We start from the raw sequence: 18856 nt of genomic DNA, 5'->3' as shown, positions 1-18856 counted from the left end.
CTAGTGGGACACGGCCGGTTCCAGACTTGCCCCGAACAAGTGCGCGCCGGTGTCCGGCAGGATCTTCTTCACAACGGGGCCGTTGATGCGCCCAGAGTTGTCCGGGTCCACGGGGGCCTGCCAGGAAACGTTGACGGCACCCGTGCCCGGATTGAGCCGGGCGTACAGGTCATCAGCCAAGTGCTCCCGTCCGGTGCGGCGCAGATGCTCCATGTACAACACCGGGTCATTGTAAAGTGCGGGACCATTTTGCAAGGTGGTCTGCATGGGGTCCGGCAGGGATCCGGGCATGCCAGCATAAGTGTTCCACCAGACGGCCAGTTTGGAACGCATCTGATCTACTAGATCCGGCTCCTCCGTGAGCAGGTTTTTGACCAGGTAGGGATCTTCCGTGACGTTGAACAGTGATTCCCATTCGGCGCGGAAAGCCCCAGGATGGTAGGTGCGGATGTACAGGTGATCCCGGGTGCGTACGGCGCGTTGGTAGGTATGGGCGCCGTGCCCCAGCACCAGGTAGTCGCGTGAATCAATGGACTCTCCGCGCACAGCGTCAGCGAAGGACTCGCCCTGCCACTTTTCCGGGATGGGCAGGCCCAGCAGATCGCAGATGGTGGGAGCGTAATCAATGTTGTAGAGCAAGGCATCGCAGCCGGCTCGGCTACCAGCTTCTTCGGTCAATCCGGGCCATTTCACCAGCATGGGGAGGTGGTGGGTGGGTTCGCTGGCTAGGCCGTGCTCCGCATAGGAGCCTTGTTCCCCGAAGGCCTCGCCATGATCGGCGCTGACTACTATTGCTACTTCTTCATCCAGACCTAGAGCCACCAGGCCCTCCAATAGGCGGCCGAACTGGCTGTCCCAGAAGTGAATGGCGCCGTCGTAGCCGTTGATGAGTTTTTCGTAGTCCGCACGGGTGCGGATTTCTTGGGGGAAGTTATAGGGCACTCGCCGTTCAAATAAACCGTCTGAGTACATGAAATCAAGGGCAGAGCGCGGGCCGTAAATTTCGCCATGCCCGTCAATGGCTTCTTGATCTGGCCACGCCGGAGCAGGGCCGGAAGCGGCTGCTTTGTCCGTCCATTCCTGCTCTTGGAGGTAATCCATGTGCGGATCCCAATACGTCAGGTGCAGGTACCAGTCATCGGTGTCCTTGTTCCGTGCAATCCATTCCAGGGCAGTGTCCGTGACAATGTCCGCCGGCTCGTCGCCAACATCCGGGGTGGCGCGGATGCTTTCCCGGAAGTTGCCCAAAAAGTACCAGGCCCGGTGCCGTTCGGCGAAGGAGGAGACTGCTGCCGTCAGGTAGCCGTGTGCGCCCAGGTGCTGGCCCAGGAGCGGGCGCCCTTCAACCAGGCCGTGTCCGGAGTCTGCCCGGAAACGTGCCGCCTCACCGTGGTGGCCGATCACGCCGTTGGTGATGCCGAACTGGCCGCTTGTCAGGGCCGTCCGTGACGGCATGCAGGGGGAGTCTGAGGCATAGTAGCGGTCAAAACGGGCCGCGTCCTTGGCAAAGACATCCAAATTCGGGGTGATGGGACGCTGGTAGCCGTAGGGCCCGGTGTGGTCGGGTCGGAGAGTGTCGACGTCGACATAGATAATCTTCATGGGTTCCTCTTTAGACGTGGCCCGTGACGGGGCCGCCGCCAGTGGCAGCGTAGTCAGCAATTTGTTCAGTCAGCCGGGCGTGGGTCAGCTCCAGCCAGGTCAGGTAGGTGGTGCCCAATAGGTAGGAGCGTTCGCGGCCCAGCCGTACCAGTTCCTTGTGCCAGGTGGCGTCTACCTCAATGGCGGCATCCTCAGGGTCTAAATCATCGCTATAGGCCTTCACCCGCTGTTGATCGCGGCGGTAGTCCAGCTCAGTGCTCAAGATCTTCAGCGCTACTTCCGGGCCCAAAATGCCGGTGAGTAAAAACCGCATCTGGAAATCGGAGTCGAGCGGACGCACCGTGGGCACATGGGGGGACAAAGCCCACTCTTTAAACGTTGCAACACCGGCATCGGTCAGCCGGTAAACCTTCGCGTCGGGCCCCGTGTTGCGGTGATCGATCACCAGATTCACCCAGCCCTTGTCAAGGCATTTAGTCAGTTGCCGGTAGATCTGGGACGGCTGGGGGGTGTAGCCGAAGAAGGGACCTTCTTGATTGAGCCACTTGTGCAGGTCGTAGCCTGCCATGGGCGTTCGCACCAAATGACCCAAAATAATGCACTCAAGCTTGTTAAGCACCGTGTTGCCTCTCCTCCTACTATGTGCTTAGAATCATAGCTGTCTAATGAACGGCTCGCAAAGAGTCAGGCAATATGTTCAACTTTGTACATGAAAATGTACCTAGTTCGGATGTTAGTGCGTCCAGCGTCACCCATGCAGATGTAAAACAAAGGAGTTTCCATGAAGGCACCTAAGCGGGCCTACCGGGTCTTAGCCCTGGCAGCTACGGCCGCAATTTTTCTATCCGGTTGCGGCGGCGCCAATGATAAACCGGCGGCAAACCCGTCAGAAGATGCCGTTCTGACCCTGGCCTCCGGTGTGGAGCCGCAGTCACTGGATCCCGCAATGTCGCGTGAAGCCCAGTTTGTACAGTACTTTCAGCCGGTTTTTGACACGCTCATTCGCCGCGATTCCAACGGTGACCTCCAGCCCATGCTGGCCACCAAGTGGGACATTGCCAAAGACGGCAAGGCTCTCACGTTGACTCTGCGCGAAGGAGTGAAGTTCACCGATGGCGGTGACGTCACCGCAGAGGCCGTCAAGGGTAACCTTGACCGGTTTAAGGCAGCTGGCGGACCGTTGGCTGGCGCCCTGGGTGCCGTGGAGAGCGTTGATGTCCTGGATCCTGCGACAGTGAAGCTGAACCTCTCCACCCCTGACCCGGCACTGCCGTACGCGCTGGGCGGGCCCAGCGGCTACATCCAGTCACCGGCCAACTTCGATGCCGCCACAGTGGACACCCAGCCGGTTGGCTCGGGCCCCTATGAGCTGGATCGCTCCGCAACCACCCCCGGTTCGCAGTACACGTTCGTGAAGAACGAGGATTACTGGGACAAGGACCTGGTGAAGTTTGCCAAGATCGTCATCAAGCCGATCAAGGATGAAAACGCACGCTTCAACGCTGTCCGTTCCGGCCAGGCTGACGGCATGATCGCCACAGCCAAGACGGTTAAGGCCGCCGAGTCCGCTGGCGTCACGGTCAAGATGGTTCCGGGTGACTGGCAGGGCTTGACGCTGCTGGACCGCGCCGGAAAGCTGTCCCCTGAGCTCGGCAAGGTTGAAGTCCGCCAGGCCATCAACTACGCCATTGACAAGGACGCAATATTGAAAAATGTTGCCCAAGGCTTTGGCAAAACCACCAGCCAGGTGTTCGGACCGTCCTCATCAGCGTTTGTTGAATCTCTGGACGGCGCCTACAGCTACGACGTTGACAAGGCCAAAGCCCTGCTCAAGGAAGCTGGCCTCGCCAACGGGTTCACCCTGAAGATGCCCACGTCCTCTGACATGGACCCCGCACTGGCACCGGCCATCAAGGATCAGCTCGCCAAGGTGGGCATCACTGTTGACTGGGTGGACATCCCCTCGGCCCAGTACCAGCCGGAGCAGCAGTCAGGCACGTACGCTGCCGCCTTCACAGCGTTCGGCCAGCCGGTAGTTGCTTGGTCTGCAGTGAACTCCATGGTGACTGAAAATGCGCCGTGGAACGTTTTCCACTCCAGCACTCCGGAGACCAAGACGCTGATTGCGGATGTTCTCGCCAGTGATGAGGATGCTGCCGGCGCCAAGTTGGCGGAACTGAACAAGTACTTGGTGGACAATGCCTGGTTTGCACCCTGGTACCGCATTGATCAGCCGTACTTCATCTCCAAGAACGTCACCGTGACTGTCCAGAACGGCCAGCCGGTTCCGTCGATCTACAACTTCGCCCCGGCGAAGTAAAAACCCGCACCACAGACGGCGGCGGCCGGATACCCGGCCGCCGCCACCCTAACCTTCCAAGGATTGGCCCTTGATTTCCTACATCTTCCGGCGCATCGGGTCGGGCATTGCATTGGTGGCAGCTGCCTCCTTCATTGTGTTTGCCTTGATGCTTGCCAACAGCGAGCACGTGGCGCGCAATATTCTCGGTGACCAGGCCTCAGTAGAACAGCTGGCAGCCAAGCAGGCTGAACTGGGCCTGAATGATCCCATGATTCTCCAATATCTGCACTGGCTCCTTGGTGCGGTTCAAGGCGATCTGGGTCAGTCCTGGTTCAATGCCGAATCGGTCAGCTACCTGCTGGCAACCCGCGTCCCTGTGACACTTTCCATTGCCGTGGGCACTGTCATCATCTCCACCGTCATCTCCGTTGTGGTGGGCATAGTTGCGGCACTGTACAGGGGCTGGCTGGACAAACTGCTGCAAGTGGTTTCAGTGGCGGGCCTGGTCTTTCCAGGCTTCTGGCTGGCGCTTGTTCTGGTGGTCAAGGTGTCCATTGACTGGGGCCTGGTACCCGCCACCGGGTACACACCCTTCGGCGAATCGCTCAGTGGCTGGCTACTAAGCCTGACGCTTCCTGTCTTCTCACTGGCCATCGGCGCTGTTGCGGGCCTGTCCCAACAAGTGCGCAGTGCCACCATCGCGGTACTGGAGATGGACTACGTGCGCACTTTGCGTAGCCGTGGCCTGTCCGAGGCAAGCGTGCTGTTCCGTCACGTCCTGCGCAATGCCGCACCCCCCACACTGACGGTCATGTCCTTGAACTTCATTGCCCTGATGTCAGGGGCTGTCATGATTGAGCGCGTCTTTGCCCTTCCCGGACTCGGTAGCATCGCCGTGGACGCCACGGGTGTTGGAGACATTCCGATCGTTGTAGGCGCCGTGGTGATCTCCGTTGTCATTGTTGTCATTGTCAACCTGCTCATTGACCTGATCAATGGGTGGCTGAATCCGAAAGTGCGGTTGTCATGACCCAAGCCCTAGAACCCGCAACCGCGGCACCCAAGAGCGCATCCGCTCAGCGGCAGGGCCTTGGCTCCCGCATTGCCTCCTCTCCCATGGCGGCAATTTCCCTGGGCGTGCTGGCCTTCATAGTCCTGGCCGTCATCCTGGCACCGCTGCTGACACGTTTTGACCCCTCCGTCTCGGATATTGGCCAGGCCCTGCTGGGCCCCAGCCCCGAGCATTGGCTTGGCACGGATAGTGCCGGCCGTGACGTCTTTTCCCGCATTGTTTACGGCGGCCGTATTACCTTAGGCGGCGCCGCCTTGGCTCTGATTGTGGCCATGGCCATTGGCGTGACCACGGGCTTGTTTGCCGGCTACTTTGGCGGCGCACTGGATTCCAGCGTTGACTGGGTCTCCAACTTGCTCATTGCCCTTCCCAACATCATGATCCTGCTGGCCGTCCGTGCCGCCTGGGGCTCCAACGTGTGGCTGAGCATGACCGTGTTTGGCGTACTGATGGCCCCCGGCTTCCACCGGCTGGTCCGCGCCATTGTCAGCGGCGTGCGCAACGAACTTTATGTTGATGCTGCCCGGGTATCCGGGCTGTCGCTGACCCGCATCCTGGGCCGTCACGTTCTGGTGGCTATCCGAGCACCCATCATCATTTACGCGGCCCTGGCCGGCGTGGTAGTCATTGGCGTGCAATCCGGTCTGGACTTCCTGGGCTTGGGAGACGTCACTGTTCCCAGTTGGGGAACCATGCTCAACGAAGCCCTCGTCAACCTTTACATTGCCCCCGGCCTGATGCTGTGGCCCGGCATCGCCTTGGGCGTTGTCAACGCCGCACTGATCATCTTCGGCAACAGCCTTCGGGACGCCTTGGAAGACCGGCCGCGGGTACGCCGTCGCAGTACCTCTTCAGCCAAGCAGTCCGCCAAGAAGAACGACGCCGTCACGCCCGCAGCGCCGGAACCCGCGGCTTTCGCTGGGGGGCAGAGCCCTGTTCCCGGCTTTGATGAGGTCCCGGACGGCAGCGTTCTGGCTGTGCGTGGGCTCCGGGTTGGATACCCTAGCGCGGATGGGATCAAGGACGTTGTCAACGGCGTATCCCTGGGTGTGCGGCGGGGTGAAATCCTTGGTCTAGTGGGTGAATCCGGCTCCGGAAAAACTCAGACCGCGTGGGCAATTTTGGGCCTGCTTCCTTCCGGGGGACGGGTCACCGGCGGCACAATTGAGATCGCCGGTCAATCGCTGCCCGGATTGTCCAAGGGCGCCATGCGCTCCATGTTGGGCAAAAAAGTGGCCTATATTCCGCAGGAGCCCATGTCCAATCTGGACCCTTCGTTCAAGATTGGCTTCCAGCTGGTGGAGCCATTGCGCAAGCAGTTGGGCCTGTCCGCCAAGGACGCCAAGGCCAAGGCGCTGGCCATGTTGGATCGGGTGGGCATTGCCGATCCGCAGCGTACTTTTGACTCCTACCCGCACCAGATCTCCGGCGGCATGGCACAACGTGTGCTCATTGCCGGCGCTGTGGCGTGTGATCCGGATGTTCTGATCGCCGATGAGCCCACTACTGCGCTGGATGTGACTGTTCAAGCCGAAGTTCTTGATCTGCTGCGCGAACTGCAGAAGGAAAAAGACATGGCAGTGGTCATGGTGACTCACAACTTTGGTGTGGTGGCCGATCTTTGTGACCGCGTTGCCGTCATGAAACTGGGCCAGATCGTGGAACAGAACACCGTTGAGGTGCTCTTTGCCAACCCGCAACACCCGTATACGCGCATGCTCCTTGAGGCCGGGCTGGAAGACAAGACGCCCCGCACCCGGCTGCTGCGGCCCGTAGATGAACCACTTCAGGAGGCTGCACTGTGAGTGCTCCATTGCTCCAGGTAAGTAACCTGGTCACCGAATACCCCGTCAAAGGTTGGCGCAAGCCCCCCGTGCGTGTCCTGAAGGGCATCAACCTGGACGTCAAAGCCGGCGAGACCGTGGGCCTGGTGGGGGAGTCGGGTTCCGGTAAAACCACCATTGGCCGTGCTGTCCTGGGCTTGGCGCCTGTGAGCGAAGGCAGTATCACCTTCAACGGGCAGGACATCTCTCACCTCAGTGGGGCGGCACGCCGTCAGGTCAGCCGCGATATTCAGGTGGTTTTTCAGGATCCATACACCTCTCTTAACCCGGCCATGACCATTGCGGACATCCTCTCCGAGCCGCTCATTGTCCAGGGCAAAGGAAAAGCAGAAGCCCGGGCCAAAGTTGCCGGACTGCTGGAACGGGTGCATCTGCCCGCAGATGCAGGGACGCGCCTGCCACGGGAATTTTCCGGCGGCCAGCGCCAACGCGTGGCCATTGCCCGGGCCCTGGCCATGGAACCTAAGCTGATTGTCTGCGACGAACCTGTCTCTGCGTTGGATCTGAGCACCCAGGCACGGGTCCTTGACTTGTTTTTGGAAATCCAGGAACAGACCGGCGTGGCCTACCTGTTCATCTCGCATGATCTGGCCGTGGTTCGGCACTTGAGTCACAGGGTTTGTGTGCTCTACCGTGGAGAAGTCATGGAAATGGGGGACGCCGCCGAGGTGACGGAAAACCCGAAGAACGATTACACCCGGCGCCTGCTGATGGCATCTCCCATTGCCGATCCCGTCCGCCAGCGCCAGCGCCGGCAGGAGCGGCTGGCAATGGCGGCAACGGCCAGCACCGCCTAAGCACTGCCGGCAGAGGAACTCCTTCTGCCACCGCCGGTCCCTTAAACTGGGGCCGGCGCACCTTATTTAAGCCACGGAATTTAGCCCACAGAGTCTAATCCACAGTTTTTAACCCCCAGACGGAAACGGATGCACCCATGAATGAGACAGCAGCCCCGAGCACACACGGGCCCGTGGTGGTCCCCGCCCTTCAGCGCTGGAGCGCCGGTGATGGCACCGTGACTGTGGCCGATGGCTGCCAGGTGCACTGGAACCATGATTCCCTGGCCGAGCTGGCACATCAGCTGGTGGAGGAGGTTGCTGAAGTGGCTGGCATTAGCGCCACAGTTTCAGGGCAGAACACTGCCGGGCAGGCCGGGCCTGGGGCGCTCGGTGAACTGGGCGCCGGGGTGAACATTGTGCTGTCCTTGAATCCGGCGGTTGACTTTGGCACAGACCACGCCACAGCGGATCAGGAAGGTTATGTGCTCAGGGTGGGCAACGGCGTCGTGCTTGAAGCACGGACGCTGACAGGTATCTTTTGGGGCACCCGCTCACTGCTGCAGATGCTGCTTGCCTCCCGCGAACTGCCGTGCGGCACGGCCGTGGACTGGCCCAACTACCCGGTACGTGGATTCATGCTGGATGTTGGGCGGCGGTTCTCGCAGACAGCGTTCCTTTCGGACATGGTGCGGTACATGGGCTGGTTCAAGCTCAACACGTTCATGGTGCACCTCAACGATAATGAGATTGCCAAGGACACCAAGCGCAGCTGGGATGTGGCCCAGGCGGCGTTCCGGCTCGAGTCCGAGAACCCGCAGTTTGCCGGGCTGGCGGCCACGGATGGCAGCTACACCCGGGCGCAGTGGGATGCACTGGAGGACCTTGCGGCAGCTCACCACGTGAACCTGATCCCCGAGATCGATGTCCCCGCCCACGCCCGCTCGCTCATCAAGTGGAAGCCGGAGTTGGGGCTCAACGGTGGGGATTCGGACATGCTGGATTTGTCCCGCCCGGAAGCCACAGAGCTGGTCAAGGAATTGTTCAGTGAATTTGTGCCGTGGTTTAGAAGCCCCGTGGTGCACTTTGGCGCCGATGAATACGCCAAGGACCACGAACCCGAGTACCGCCAGTTCTTCAATGGCATCAGCGCCCACCTCCGGTCCTTGGGCAAGGCACCCATGGCCTGGGGGAGCCTGAGCACCATGGCCAACGGCGCCGGCCACCCCGAGAGCGGGTATAGCCGCGAAGTGACAATCTGTTCCTGGAACAATGACTGGTACAGCGGCCAAGCCGCCGTGGCTGACGGCTACAACATCATCAACACCAATGATGATCTGTTGTACATTGTTCCGTTTGCCGATTACTACCACGGTGGTGCGCTGGACGGGCAGCTGCTCTTCGATACGTGGGAGCCGCACGTTTTTGGTGAAGGCAAGAACCTCTACCCGCAGCACCCCCAGTTGCTCGGGGCAGCCAGCGCACTGTGGAATGATCTTGTTCTCAAGGACTATGACGAGCACGTCATGCACGCCATGATGGAGCCTGCCTTCGGGTTGCTGGCCCAGAAGATGTGGCGCGGTGTGGTGCCCGGAATGGACTATGACACGTTCATGACGCGCTCTTCTGCGGTGTCCCGCTGGCCCGGGCGCGAATTCCTGAAGTAAGTAGCTCCTGAGTTGTTGCGGAGAGTAGCGCTGGCGTAGCGCCGTGCGCCGTCGAATCTGGCTGTGCTGGACGGGAATAACCCGGGCAGCACAGCCGTTGACTCCGGTAGATGCAAACGCATGAAACAAGGAGTAGATGTGCAGCGTACCGTAGTTGTTATTTCAGCCGGTCTGGGCGTTCCGTCAAGTACACGGATGCTTGCAGATCAACTAGCTGCCGAGGTGCGTTCGCGCGTTTCTGCTGCAGGAGCCGAGCCGGTCATTGATGTTATTGACCTTCGCGACTACGCCACTGACATTGCCAACAACATGGTCACCGGTTACGCCGGGCCTACTTTGGCAGAGGTCATTGCGCGTGTGGAAGCGGCCGATGCCATGATCGCTGTAACGCCCACGTTCAGTGCCTCATACTCGGGGCTGTTCAAGTCCTTTTTTGACATTCTGGATCCGAAACTTCTTGACGGCATGCCTGTTCTCTTCGGTGCAACTGGTGGATCCTCCCGCCACTCCCTGGTTCTTGACATGGCTATTCGTCCGCTGTTTAGTTACTTGCGTGCCAACACCATGCCCACCGCCATTTATGCCTCCCCAGAGGACTGGGGCGGATCCGGCACTGACCCACTCGAGCAGCGAATCGGGCGGGGGGCTGCCGAGCTGGTTGCCGTCCTGCTCGGTGAGGAGCACCGTGCCGGGAATCCCGATCACAAGGCCAAAAGGGCGCAGCGGCAGATGAGCGAGGCTTCATCCCTGCCGTTTGAGGAACTGCTTGCCCAGACACAACGCCGCTAAGTGCTGATGTGCAAGGCAGCTAAGTGCTAACTTGCGGGCCCGCTCACAGCTAGAAGATGGGTTGCTCGGGTTTTACCGTCAGTGGCGGCGGATCCAGAGTGTCAAGGACCACCATGAGTGCAGTGCGGTAAATCTCGGGATGGATTTCAGGGCTGGCGTGGCCCGTGTGTGGGACGTTATAGACAAAGTGCGGGTTGCTCGGCAGCAGTGATTCCCAGCCGCGGATTGCTTGGGCGGCGTTGACAATGAAATCCTCAGGATCGTAAATCAGCCCGATCCCCGTACTGGTGGGTACATCGCCGTCGTACTGGCGGGGAAAGGCCTGCAGAAACGTGGCCTGGGTGGTGCTGAGAATGAGCGAATTGTTGTTTGGGTCAAAGGATCGGGCCACACCGCTGCGTGCTGCTTCATACATGCCCTGACCGTTGGGATTAGCGAGCCCGCCCCAAAGCCCCGCGGCCAAGCGCCCTACCAGGCCCAGATACGGCACCACTTTGCCGGCAATCGAGATGTATTCCTTGCCGGGATCCAAGGTATCGGCCACATCACTGGGGCTGGAGCCCATCACAATAACCCGCACCTTGACCCCAATCTGGGTCAACAAAGAGGCCAGCACCACGGCGGCCATCCCGCCAAAGCTGTCTCCGTAGAAATACACGGTGTCTATTTTGCGTGCAAAAACATCGCGCTGGATGGCGATGAAGAGCGAGGCTATGTCAATGCCCTCGTTGGAATAGCCAATAAAGGATGCTGAGGCTCGCTGGTTCATGGCCGGTTGCAGTGCTTGAAGTTTGCGCCCGGCATCGCGGTAGCTGACCCGGAATCCACCGAGCAAGTACCAGGTCTTACCTGGGAAACGGGCGGCTGCTACCTTGTTCTCGTCATTGTCCGGGGTGGTGATGCGGTACTGGCTGCGCTCAGTGAACCGGGCATCCAAGGCAATGTTGGCTTGAAAAGCCGTGGTGAGGGCGCCTGCGCCCATGGTGAGAAAGAACAGCCGGCGCGGTACATCGGGTATCTGGTGCGCAGGCTTAGCAGGACGCTCGGGCCGTTCCGGCTCGTGGTCCCGGTGCTGTTCGCTGTTAGGGGCTGTGCTTGCTGTCATATTAAGTCACAGCCATTGTGTCACGCTTCGCCGGTCACAGATCACGGCCTGTCTGCGGGCTCGTTGACCACGCCCGGTAGAATCAGCCTCGTGAATGAGCACTCATCTGTTCCCAGCGCTGACCTCCCGCAGACACCCTGTGCCGGGGGCGCAAGTGGGCGCCGGTATTCGGGTTTGGAGCCATCCGAGCGGACTCAAGAGCGGTACCAGAAGTTCATTGAATCGGGGACGGGAGTCTTTGGCACTGTGGGCTACTCCGCTGCCAAGGTTAAGACGTTGTGCCAGGGCGCGGGTCTGAGTGAACGCTATTTTTATGAGTCCTTTGAATCTCGTGAGCATCTACTCACTGTTGTTTACGCCCAGTTGTCGATTAAGTTGATGAAACACGTAAAGTCCGCTCTGCAGGATCCTGAGGCGACGCTGCACGAAGCCATCCGAGCCAGTCTGGGCGCAGTTGTTAGATTTATGTTGGCGGATCCTCGCCATGCCCGGATCATGTTGGTGGAAGTGGTTGGCGTTTCTGCTGAGCTTGAAGTGAAGCGTCACGAGATTTTGAAAGAATTTGCTGGCCAATCGATGGCCATGCTCTTGCTGTTGGCTGGGGTTTCCCCGGAAGGGACTGTAGAACGGCCGGCGGGCGCTGTTGCGGGCGCTGTTGCGGGCGTGCCGCCGGGCGCTGACGCGGGCGCTGGAACCGCCCTAGAACGTCGCAGTGAAAAAGCCGCGCCGGCCACTGTGCTGGACTTTGCCAGGCTCACTGCCGTCTCCATGGTGGGCGGAGTTAACAACATGCTCCTTGACGCGGTGCTCGAGGGCGCTGCTGTTAACGTGGAACGGATCGTTGAGGTCTCCTACCAACTGGTCTTCAATGCCTCGGCCGGTATTCGCAAGCTGGCCGCCGCGCCGTTTTAGCGTTTGTCAGGCCTGTGAGCACATGTTGCCACACATAACCTTAGGTAGCTTGTGATCAAGGTGACAGGATGGTGCTATGTCATTTCCACAACTATTTGCCGCGTACTGGTGGTTACTTTTCCCTCTCGGGGGCATGGGGGTAGGTGCCTTCAAAGCGCTACTTTCCTCCCGCGATCGTGCCCATGAGCGCAAGATCGAAATGTACAAGCTTAAACATCCCGAAGTTGCCGGGCTTGACGTTTCCATCCATCACAACACGGAGGAAAAGGTCCCGCCTGCTCATCCGGATGTCACCACCGCGGACGTGGAGAAGGTCATGGCTGATCACGATGAAGTCAACCGGCGCTGGCTGCGCTACGAGCTTGATATTGCCAAACTTATTGACTTTCCCATGATGAGTGACGTCCGCGAACCCCTGACCGTTGCCTTTCTTCGGGCCAAGCGCGACGCCGATGGCTTGCGTCCGCTCAATGTCGCTGAGATTCCGTCCAAGAGCAGGTGGGACGATTACCGCAACGCCGTCAACGCCTTCGCTGTGGCGTTTGACGTGGCTGAAATGGAAGCCCGCCGCATCAAGGACTCGGGCTTCAGCACTGACGAACGCCAACGGCTGGGGACGGCCCGCAAACTCATCAACATCGCTGAAAACGATGCTGCCACTGCGGCAGAACGCCAAACGGCCATCAAACGGGTCCGGCGTGAGCTCGATGGCGTGATTGTGCTTCCCGACGTCACCTTAGCTTCCCTCGAGCAGCAGGTGGCACGGATGATCGAGGGCCCGGAAAGTGGTACGGACACGCACCCCTGAGCCGGCCTTCTGCTGGTTCCGCCTAGAATGCCACGAGCCTGGATGCCACGTTCGGTATGCGCATGGCCTGGTCCGAAGCTGGCGCGGGGTTACTTTGGACTGCCTGGAGCAGACCCATTGGATGTCCGGCTTGCTCAATATCAGGCGAAGCGGACGTGTTTCAGCCAAGCCGCGCAATCGAGGTTGTGGGTTCTGGAAAAGCCGATCCGCCCCCCTGTGGCATCAGCTCATGGGCGTCCCCTTCCAGGGTGAGTGGTTCATAGAGTCAGCGGCCAACGGCGCCGCCCATCATGACAACCCCCACGGGGTAAGCTGATGATTTGGTCCGGAACAACCTGATGATGATTGAGGGCTTGCCGTGTCTGCGTATTTCCTTCGCAATGCTTTTTCAGCGCCCTGAACTCATGCTCAGCTGGGTTAGCCAGGGACTTGAGAGGATAAGCACCAGCTCTAGCGTCCAGCAAGGCGCATAGAGAAAGTCCAAGGTGAGCAGCGCCGGAATTTGCCTTCAGAACGTTGTCAGCTGGTCCCAATTTAGGGGATGTATGCTGAAATCCGTTCTAAGGATGCGCAATGCAACGTACAACAGTTATTACAGGTGCCAGTGACGGTATTGGCGCCGCCGCCGCAAAAATGTTGGCCAACCCGGGGGACACTCTGGTGCTGGTGGGCCGCTCACCAGAGAAAACCAAGGCTATTGCCCACGAGCTGGAATGCGATTATTTCGTTGCCGACTTCACGGAACTAGACCAGGTGCGGACGCTGGCCGCTGAATTGTCCACGAAGTATCCGCGCATCGATGTGCTGGCCAACAACGCCGGCGGCGTCATGGGGCATCGCGAAGTCACAGTTGACGGGCATGAGAAAACTTTTCAGGTCAACCACCTGGCACCGTTCCTGCTGACCACCTTGCTGATTGAGAAGCTCGTAGCTGACCGGGCAACTGTCATCAACACCTCCAGCGCCGCGCACAAGGTGATGGCTAAGTTCGACATTGATGACCTCGACGCCGTGAAGCACTACAGCACCAACGCCGCCTACGGAAACGCGAAGCTGGCGAACATCTTCTTTACCAAGGAACTGCAGCGCCGCTACGGCGACCACGGAGTTAATGCTGTTGCCTTTCACCCGGGCATAGTGGGAAGCAACTTTTCAGCGGATTCGGCGGGCCCCATCAAACTTATGTACAGTTCGGTGGCCAAGAAGTTCCTCCTTACCTCAGCTGAGGGCGCGGATACTCTCGTGTGGCTTGCCACCACGCAACCGGGTACTGATTGGACTCCGGGGGAGTACTACGTGCGCCGGAAACTGACCAAGACCAGCCGCCAAGCACAAGATCCCGCACTAGCGCTCCAGCTCTGGGAACACAGCGCAGCCATGGTCCAGTGACGAAGCAACAGTGAGCAAGAAACAGTGACCGGAAGAGCAGAATCCACAAAGCAGTGCTTAGGAGAGCAGGCGCCCGCCTGTGTAGACACCTTCGGCTAGTTGCTCCACCAGCCAAGGGCTGAAGGCGAACGGCGTGGCCGTGACTGCTTCCTCAACGTCCACCACGTCGCTCCAGGCCCAGTCACACACTTCCTCGGTGTTGGGTGTGAGGGGGGCATCGCTGTCATAAACAGCGGTAAAAACGGGACAGATTTCATTCTCCACAATCCCTGACGCGTCCGTAGCCTGGTACCTGAAGTCCGGAAGTGCCGGCTGAATGTTGGTCACGGTGATGTTCAATTCCACGGCGGCGCGGCGAATGATCGCTTCTTCGAAAGATTCGCCCGGGGCTGGGTGGCCGCAGAAGGAATTTGTCCATACGCCCGGCCACGTCAGCTTCGTGAGCGCGCGGCGGGTCAGCAAAGTGCGGCCCTGGGAATCGAAAAGGTGGCAGGAGAAGGCCAGATGCAGGGGCGTTTGTGCCGTGTGGACCAGCGACTTGTCCGCGCTGCCCATCTCAGCGCCGTTGTCATCTAATAACCTGACCAGCTCAATTTTTTGACCCATGATGGGACCAGTTCCTTCCGTTCGCAGCAGTTCTAGCACGGCCTGTACGTCTTTCCTCCGGGCGCATAGCACCGGGGTCCAGTGTATCCGGGGTAACCGCCGCCGGAGTCTTGCGCCGTGGGCTGGTAGGCAGGCGGAACGTAAGGTGCCGGAGCTGGCGGAACGTAGACGGGTGGAAGGTTGCGGATCCGTTCAGCGTCGGCAGCCTGGGCGGCCACTGTGATCACAGCGGCCGTTGCTGCTGTTGTGGAGCCCGCTGTGGCCGGGCTGCAGTATCCAAGGATTGTGTGGCTGCAGAAATTTGCGCATCGTGGACAGGTGGGAGGAATGTTGAGTTCTTGCCCACGGTTACGGCTGAGCCAAGTCCCACCCTGGCGATCTCAGCGCTGACAAATGCGTCACTTGAGGTGAAAACGGCAGCCAGTATGCGGGCGTCCTTGTCCGTCCGTTCAACGTCATACATCAACTTGATCTTGGCATCCACGGGAAGCAACTCGCGCAGGAAGTCTGTGGTGTCCCCGCTGCAGGCGGTGGTGCCGAAAACCATCGCGGCGGTGAGCCCCATTGCGGCCAGAAAACGACTGCTGGAAAATCTCATGCTGCGCGTCATGGAAATATTTGTACCTAAAGAATGCCAGGAGTCATTGAGGACTCGATGACTGTCCAGTTTACGGGCGTCACCGGCTACGGTTTCACCACGTCATGCGGTACTACGGCATGGAGTTCATAGCCCCCCGTCTGCAGCTTCCAGTAGTGCAGCCGCAGCGCCCCCGCCGTTCCCTGCTCCACATAGAGGCGCCAACACACGTCCTCGCCTCGAAGAGTGGGGGCGGCATGGGCACCGTCATTGAGCCGCAGAACATGAGGTTCGCGTTTACGCAGCGGACCCTGCCGGTCTGCCACCAGATCCACCACGGCACGCAAAGTCTTGTTGCGTTGTTGCTCCGTCAGCGCCGCCCACGACTCCAGGAACTGTGGGCTGCTGCTGAAATTTCCCAGCGGATGGAGACGCTTTTCGGCCGCAGGAACCATCCGAGCCCAGAGCGCAAGCAGATCAAAATTGAACTGCTCCTCCGGATCCAGAAACAGTTTTTCAGGCGTACTTTCAGTCCTGGACGTGGCGGAACGGCGCTGTCTGCGGACCTGCACCAGTGCCTCGCGCGTTTTGGCCAGATCCGTTTTGAGGACCTCCACTTGATGCTCGGCCAAATGCAGTTCTCGGGCAAGCTCACCGGAGCCGCGGCGCTCCTCCTTGAGCTGATCCTGCAGCGCCCGGGCCACCTGATCCGTAGCGCCCTGCCGCTTCGCCGCTGCCAGCAACTCGGCAATGGTGTGCCGGGCGGCCTCCAGCTGCATTTGTGTGCTTTGCAAAGCGGAGCGTCGTTGGGCTGGGCTGAGTAGGGATTCCTGTTGGGAAAGGTCGACGCCGGACAGACCCGCCGCGCCGTTATCGAGGGGGACCTGGGGGGAAGGGGAGGCAACGGCCGTGCCGGTGGTGAAGATGGAAGCGTAGGGCCGGTTCGCCTCCAGCCAGGGCGGGCCCCCGCGCAGGAGAGCAGGGGCGCGGACGGCTGGTTCGTCGTCGTCCACGTCCAGCATGGAGAGCCGGACCGCACCGTTCTCATACAAAACACGGACTCGGACCACCTCGCCCTCGGTCAGTAGATCTTCGGCGGAATCCAGGTCATTGGAGGAGATCCGCTCCACACCGATGCGGAAATCACTGCCAGGCCAAAGTTGCACCCAGGCGTGGCGGGGACTGACGGACTTGACACGGCCCAGTGCCACATCGCCTTGTTGATAGACGGTGACGGGGGAGGGGTGGGGCAGCAGGAGCGCCTTGATGTCCAGGACGTGGGTGGCCGGGTTGAGTACTCCCGTGAGCTCTTGGCCCTTTGCCACCAGCCAATCCAGCGGAATGCCGGGTAGTAGATCCTCGCTACGGATGAGGGCCGTTTCGCCGCCAGGAAGTAGCTCCACCAGGGCCCTGTCCTCGCCCGGGAAGCCCTTGACCACCGCTGGCGAAATCACGGGCAGGGACGCCGTGTGGGGCCGTGATGGGTTGAAGCGTTGGGCCGCTAGAACCTCATGCTCAAGGGTGTCGTACAGCTGTGGCAATGCGGTGCTCCGGTGCAAAAGATGAGGACGGGAAACTCTCTCCAGCCATCGCTCGCCGTGCGGATAGACCCGGGCTCCTGTGCCGTAAATGTGGAGGCGCGAGGGCAGACCCTTTTCCAGCTGGTGGGTTTCATCCCCATTGACCACCATGAAGGTCCGGGCTTCTTGACCCAGCCGGGCGGCCAGCACATGCGGATCAATACGAAATTGTTGTTCCGGGATGTGGGAGATGACTAGCACCGTGACGTTGCGCTGTGGATCCATCAGGAGCGCAGCCAGCGCTTTGCCACTCAGTTGTTCCACGGCAGGGTGTTCCGCCGCGGGCTGTGCTGGGGCGGGGTGGCTGAGGGACTCTGGTGCCGGGAGCCTCTTCCTGTTTTTCTGTGCAGGCATGGGGCTCCTTCCATCGTTTGCGCCGGATCGTCGTAGTGACATACCTTACAGCGCGCCCATGCTGCCAATGGCTCAGGGGTGGCAGGTTACGCCCTTTTGGATCATCTCATTTGAGTCTGCGAGTAACGTTTGAGCCACATTATTCCTATTCGTTTGGATGAATGGCGCTAAAAGGGTTTTGCTGAAAGCTGATGGCTTAGGGGTGCCATCGGATCGAATTGATCCGATCGGACAGTCCTGCCGGGGCTGGGCAATTTGCTTGGCCGTAGTGAAAGTTCACTGGGGTAGGTTTGCATCAATGAGTGTGAGCCGGGTTACATTCCCGTCTTTCGCCCAAGGAAATATAGGCTCACGCAAGCCTCTGCCACCATCCATGGCGGGGCCGGCGGATCAGGTCAAGGACGGTTACATGCTCTTACTTTTGGCATCATGGCGGGCCCCGGTCAGCCCCGGTGCAATCCTCCTCAAGGCTGAAGTAAGGCCCGCGCAATGATCGGGTTCATTGCCAAGCGCTTCATTAATTACGCGATCCTTTCAGCCATCGCCACGCTCAGCGCCTATGTCTTGGCCAGCATCATCTTGAACCCGGCTGCGCGCTACCTAGGCCGTAATCCGCGCCCCAGTGATGCCACCATCAACTCCATCCTGGATGGCTTGGGCGTCAACCCGAACACCCCCTGGGTGGAGCGGCTGTGGGCCTGGATTGTGCGGCTCGTGACCGAAGGGTCCTTGGGCGACACCATTCATAACACTTCAGTGATCAGTGAGATCGCGGCCCGCGCCGGAACCAGTCTGCGGCTGTTGATTTTAGGTACCGTCATTGCTGCGATTGTAGGTGTGACACTGGGCGTGTGGGGTGCGGTGCGTCAGTATAGATTCAGTGATCAAGCCATTTCCGTAGCCTCCTTCACCATTCTTGCCACACCAGCATTTGTCCTAGGCATCTTGTTGATGATTGTTGCCACGTTGCTCAATAACTTCCTGGGTGTTCAGCTGATCAGCTTCACGGGCGAATACACCCCAGGGCTCGATGGCGGCTGGTGGGTCCAATTCGGGGATCGAGCCGGGCACCTGTTGCTGCCAACCATCTCGCTGGCCCTCATGGGGGCTGCCGGATATTCCAGATACCAGCGCAGCGCCATGCTGGATGTACTGGCTGCGGACTACATCCGGACCGCACGTTCCAAGGGGCGAACCCGCGGTTCGGCGCTTGTCCGTCACGGCGTCCGGGTAGCCCTGATCCCCATGTCCACCTACTTTGCCTACTCCTTCGCCACGGTCTTGGCCGGTGCCGCCGTCACCGAACTTGTGTTCAGCTGGCACGGTATGGGCGAATTGCTGGTCCAATCGATTTCCCAAAGCGATATTAATGCCTTTACGGGAGCCATCTTGTTCAACGCCATCCTGATCCTGATCGCCGGAACATTGGCCGATGTTGTGTATGCGGCCCTTGACCCGAGAGTGCGGGTGTAG

The 18856-nt window shown here is 59.8% G+C and carries 16 protein-coding genes; 10 read left to right on the top strand and 6 right to left on the bottom strand.

From position 1 onward, the window contains the following. Together CVS29_RS02800 and CVS29_RS02795 are read right to left on the bottom strand one after the other, a co-directional pair. Positions 1-1602, bottom strand: coding sequence for a sulfatase family protein (locus tag CVS29_RS02800; RefSeq protein ID WP_110104775.1), 1602 nt, complete (start codon positions 1600-1602; stop codon positions 1-3). Positions 1603-1612: 10 nt separating this feature from the next. After that, positions 1613-2221 carry a PadR family transcriptional regulator gene (locus CVS29_RS02795; RefSeq protein WP_110104774.1) on the bottom strand — a complete coding sequence of 203 codons (609 nt, stop codon included), beginning with the start codon at positions 2219-2221 and terminating at the stop codon, positions 1613-1615. Positions 2222-2383: 162 nt separating this feature from the next. Between CVS29_RS02795 and CVS29_RS02790 the strand changes: the two genes are divergently transcribed. From CVS29_RS02790 to CVS29_RS02765, 6 genes are all read left to right on the top strand, one after another. After that, positions 2384-3922: an ABC transporter substrate-binding protein gene (locus CVS29_RS02790; protein WP_110104773.1), complete on the top strand. Its 1539-nt coding sequence runs from the start codon at positions 2384-2386 to the stop codon at positions 3920-3922. Positions 3923-3992: 70 nt separating this feature from the next. After that, positions 3993-4934, top strand: a complete 942-nt coding sequence (locus CVS29_RS02785) for an ABC transporter permease (protein ID WP_110104772.1) — start codon at positions 3993-3995, stop codon at positions 4932-4934. Continuing rightward, complete coding sequence (locus CVS29_RS02780) at positions 4931-6781, top strand: dipeptide/oligopeptide/nickel ABC transporter permease/ATP-binding protein (RefSeq protein WP_110104950.1); 1851 nt, start codon at positions 4931-4933, stop codon at positions 6779-6781. Before CVS29_RS02785 ends, CVS29_RS02780 begins: the two co-directional genes overlap by 4 nt. Beyond that, the gene (locus tag CVS29_RS02775; RefSeq protein ID WP_110104771.1) at positions 6778-7617 is read left to right on the top strand and encodes an ATP-binding cassette domain-containing protein; all 840 of its coding nucleotides are present in this window, start codon (positions 6778-6780) and stop codon (positions 7615-7617) included. The genes CVS29_RS02780 and CVS29_RS02775 overlap by 4 nt, the downstream gene beginning before the upstream one ends. A gap of 137 nt (positions 7618-7754) precedes the next feature. Further along, the gene (locus CVS29_RS02770; protein ID WP_110104770.1) at positions 7755-9263 is read left to right on the top strand and encodes a beta-N-acetylhexosaminidase; all 1509 of its coding nucleotides are present in this window, start codon (positions 7755-7757) and stop codon (positions 9261-9263) included. A 120-nt stretch (positions 9264-9383) separates the two neighbouring features. Next, the gene (locus tag CVS29_RS02765) at positions 9384-10052 is read left to right on the top strand and encodes an FMN reductase (protein ID WP_110104769.1); all 669 of its coding nucleotides are present in this window, start codon (positions 9384-9386) and stop codon (positions 10050-10052) included. Positions 10053-10101: 49 nt separating this feature from the next. On the opposite strand, the gene CVS29_RS02760 is transcribed toward CVS29_RS02765, so the two are convergent. Further along, positions 10102-11157 carry an alpha/beta hydrolase gene (locus CVS29_RS02760; RefSeq protein WP_146212978.1) on the bottom strand — a complete coding sequence of 352 codons (1056 nt, stop codon included), beginning with the start codon at positions 11155-11157 and terminating at the stop codon, positions 10102-10104. A gap of 90 nt (positions 11158-11247) precedes the next feature. On the opposite strand from CVS29_RS02760, the gene CVS29_RS02755 reads away from it, so the two are divergent. From CVS29_RS02755 to CVS29_RS02745, 3 genes are all read left to right on the top strand, one after another. Further along, positions 11248-12069, top strand: a complete 822-nt coding sequence (locus tag CVS29_RS02755; RefSeq protein WP_146212977.1) for a TetR/AcrR family transcriptional regulator — start codon at positions 11248-11250, stop codon at positions 12067-12069. A 76-nt stretch (positions 12070-12145) separates the two neighbouring features. Next, positions 12146-12877 (top strand): hypothetical protein, encoded by a 732-nt coding sequence (locus tag CVS29_RS02750; protein ID WP_110104766.1) that lies wholly within the window; start codon positions 12146-12148, stop codon positions 12875-12877. Between the two features lie 573 nt (positions 12878-13450). Continuing rightward, positions 13451-14266 carry an SDR family NAD(P)-dependent oxidoreductase gene (locus tag CVS29_RS02745; RefSeq protein WP_110104765.1) on the top strand — a complete coding sequence of 272 codons (816 nt, stop codon included), beginning with the start codon at positions 13451-13453 and terminating at the stop codon, positions 14264-14266. A 57-nt stretch (positions 14267-14323) separates the two neighbouring features. Here the strand turns inward: CVS29_RS02745 and idi are convergent, their stop codons facing one another. The 3 genes from idi to CVS29_RS02730 form a co-directional block, all read right to left on the bottom strand. Continuing rightward, on the bottom strand, positions 14324-14872 hold the full coding sequence (idi, locus tag CVS29_RS02740; RefSeq protein WP_110104949.1) for an isopentenyl-diphosphate Delta-isomerase: 549 nt from the start codon (positions 14870-14872) through the stop codon (positions 14324-14326). Positions 14873-15095: 223 nt separating this feature from the next. After that, the gene (locus CVS29_RS02735; protein WP_146212976.1) at positions 15096-15482 is read right to left on the bottom strand and encodes a hypothetical protein; all 387 of its coding nucleotides are present in this window, start codon (positions 15480-15482) and stop codon (positions 15096-15098) included. Positions 15483-15556: 74 nt separating this feature from the next. Then, a complete protein-coding gene (locus CVS29_RS02730) occupies positions 15557-17383 on the bottom strand; it encodes a hypothetical protein (RefSeq protein WP_110104763.1) in 1827 nt (608 codons plus the stop codon). A gap of 489 nt (positions 17384-17872) precedes the next feature. Here CVS29_RS02730 and CVS29_RS02725 point away from each other — a divergent pair, with 489 nt between their 5' ends. Further along, the gene (locus CVS29_RS02725) at positions 17873-18856 is read left to right on the top strand and encodes an ABC transporter permease (protein ID WP_110104762.1); all 984 of its coding nucleotides are present in this window, start codon (positions 17873-17875) and stop codon (positions 18854-18856) included.

The organism is Arthrobacter psychrochitiniphilus, assembly GCF_003185915.1.
GTDB classification, from domain to species: Bacteria; Actinomycetota; Actinomycetes; order Actinomycetales; family Micrococcaceae; genus Specibacter; species Specibacter psychrochitiniphilus.
Note: the sequence above shows the minus strand (reverse complement) of the source record. Positions and strands in the feature narration are given on the sequence as shown.

Excerpts from the sequence above, each read along its gene's own strand:
- CVS29_RS02800 (WP_110104775.1), bottom strand. The coding sequence starts at position 1,602 with ATGAAGATTATCTATGTCGACGTCGACACTCTCCGACCCGACCACACC.
- CVS29_RS02790 (WP_110104773.1), top strand. The coding sequence starts at position 2,384 with ATGAAGGCACCTAAGCGGGCCTACCGGGTCTTAGCCCTGGCAGCTACG.
- CVS29_RS02780 (WP_110104950.1), top strand. The coding sequence starts at position 4,931 with ATGACCCAAGCCCTAGAACCCGCAACCGCGGCACCCAAGAGCGCATCC.
- CVS29_RS02770 (WP_110104770.1), top strand. The coding sequence starts at position 7,755 with ATGAATGAGACAGCAGCCCCGAGCACACACGGGCCCGTGGTGGTCCCC.
- CVS29_RS02765 (WP_110104769.1), top strand. The coding sequence starts at position 9,384 with ATGAAACAAGGAGTAGATGTGCAGCGTACCGTAGTTGTTATTTCAGCC.
- CVS29_RS02760 (WP_146212978.1), bottom strand. The coding sequence starts at position 11,157 with ATGACAGCAAGCACAGCCCCTAACAGCGAACAGCACCGGGACCACGAG.
- CVS29_RS02750 (WP_110104766.1), top strand. The coding sequence starts at position 12,146 with ATGTCATTTCCACAACTATTTGCCGCGTACTGGTGGTTACTTTTCCCT.
- CVS29_RS02745 (WP_110104765.1), top strand. The coding sequence starts at position 13,451 with ATGCAACGTACAACAGTTATTACAGGTGCCAGTGACGGTATTGGCGCC.
- idi (WP_110104949.1), bottom strand. The coding sequence starts at position 14,872 with ATGGGTCAAAAAATTGAGCTGGTCAGGTTATTAGATGACAACGGCGCT.
- CVS29_RS02735 (WP_146212976.1), bottom strand. The coding sequence starts at position 15,482 with ATGACGCGCAGCATGAGATTTTCCAGCAGTCGTTTTCTGGCCGCAATG.
- CVS29_RS02730 (WP_110104763.1), bottom strand. The coding sequence starts at position 17,383 with ATGCCTGCACAGAAAAACAGGAAGAGGCTCCCGGCACCAGAGTCCCTC.
- CVS29_RS02725 (WP_110104762.1), top strand. The coding sequence starts at position 17,873 with ATGATCGGGTTCATTGCCAAGCGCTTCATTAATTACGCGATCCTTTCA.